We start from the raw sequence: 1,650 nt of genomic DNA on the forward strand, positions 1-1,650 counted from the left end.
GCAATATTAAAAGCCATTAGGGCGGCAATGGTTTTGATGATGACAGCCGTTAAAGTTGGGTGCGCATTCGCCCATGCCATAAGTCCATTAACAAAGCCCCCAACACTTTCCATGAGACTGTTCACAGGGGGCAACAAAACTTCACCAATGCTGATACCCAAAGCCACAATGCGATTTTGTAAGAGTTCAAATTGCCGCATGGCACCAGTTGCTTGTTTATCTGCCTCTTGTTCTACAGAGCCTTTAAAGACTTGTGGATCTTTGACATAATCTAAAGCTTGCCCTAACAATTGGGGGTTACCCACCAATTTGGCAAAATCGCCGATAAAATCCCGCCCCGCAATGGCAATCAGAGAACGCATCCCCTGTTCCGATTTGCCCAACACATGAAAAAAGCGCACCAAGGTACCGGTGGCATCCTTCTCCAAATCTTCCATAAATTGTTGGCGGGAAAGCCCAATATTGGTAAAAGCATCTTCAATATGTTTACCCCCTGCCTGAATACGGGCGCTCATCGTATTAAAACCACGTGCTGCACTCTCTGGGATAATCCCTGCTGAAATCATCGCTGTACCAAAGGCTGCGGTTTCACGCGCTGTCAGCTTAAACATGGTGGCAGCTCCGGTGGCACGATTGGTAAAATCAGAAACCTCACTCGCCTTGGCTGCCATATGGTTGGAGAGATGGTTGATGACATCGCCTAAATCTTCAATCCCTGCTTGATTAAGCTTAAAGACATTGCGCAATTTGGCAAAGCGTTCCCCAATCTGATCCCCCGTCATATCAAAAGCAACCGCTGCTTTAGCAGCGTAAATGCTAAAAGCCTCGAGATCTTTCTCACCAATGCCTGCTTGGCTGGCACTGGTCATCAATTCTAAAACTTCACGAGCTGCAAGAGGAATTTTTGTGGAGGTTTCCAAAGCAAAACGGCGCAATTCTTTTAAACGATCAAGGGGGGCATCGAGAACCTTTTCCAAACCCTTCATCGATTGGTCAAATTGCATGGCTTTATAAAGAGGAGCAATCAAGGTTGCTGTTTGAGCAAGAGCACCAACCATGCGACCACGCGCATGGTTAAAAGCATTTTCTGCATCGGCTGTGGCTTCCTTTAGATGTTTAGGATCAAACCACCTTTTAAAATGTTTTCGTGTTTGTTGTTGGAAATGCGCAACATCGGCACTAAAGGCTTTCAGGTCTCGCTTGGCTGAGGCGATCCCCTCTTGTAGATGATTCACAAAACGTACAACAAGGGAAACATCCATGGCTGTCTCTTATCCTAACATTTGGCTTTCATATTCTTGGGCTTTAAGGCGCGCCAATTCTTCGCGATAAGCAATCACATCAAGCCAATCCATCTGATGAATCTCTGAAGGAGACCAGTGATAATAAAGAGCTAATTCTGCCCCAAATTGTCCTGCTGAGAGAATTGGCGTTGCGTAAAAAAAGAGAAAAAAGCCTTAAACACCGCCACAATATCGAGAACATCAAGACGATTAATCAATTCAACCGATTCATGAGACATATCGGCTAAAAGCACAGCTATTCCTTCCATCGCCTCATGGGTAAGCAAAGCCTCACAAACTTTAAGAACAAGAACATCATTGCTTAATGTTGTTTTATCTTCTTCTATAGCGGGCAGAACGAGCTTTG

The 1,650-nt window shown here is 45.1% G+C and carries 1 protein-coding gene and 1 pseudogene; both read right to left on the reverse strand.

Going from position 1 to position 1,650, the window contains the following annotated elements; genetic code table 11:
• Positions 1-1,262 (reverse strand): phage tail tape measure protein (locus BN338_RS07460; RefSeq protein WP_039760651.1); only part of this gene is annotated, 1,262 nt, incomplete at its 3' end.
• A 131-nt stretch (positions 1,263-1,393) separates the two neighbouring features.
• Positions 1,394-1,650: pseudogene (locus BN338_RS07465) on the reverse strand (hypothetical protein); the annotation flags it as partial.

This window comes from Bartonella queenslandensis AUST/NH15 (genome assembly GCF_000312585.1).
Taxonomy (GTDB): Bacteria; Pseudomonadota; Alphaproteobacteria; order Rhizobiales; family Rhizobiaceae; genus Bartonella; species Bartonella queenslandensis_A.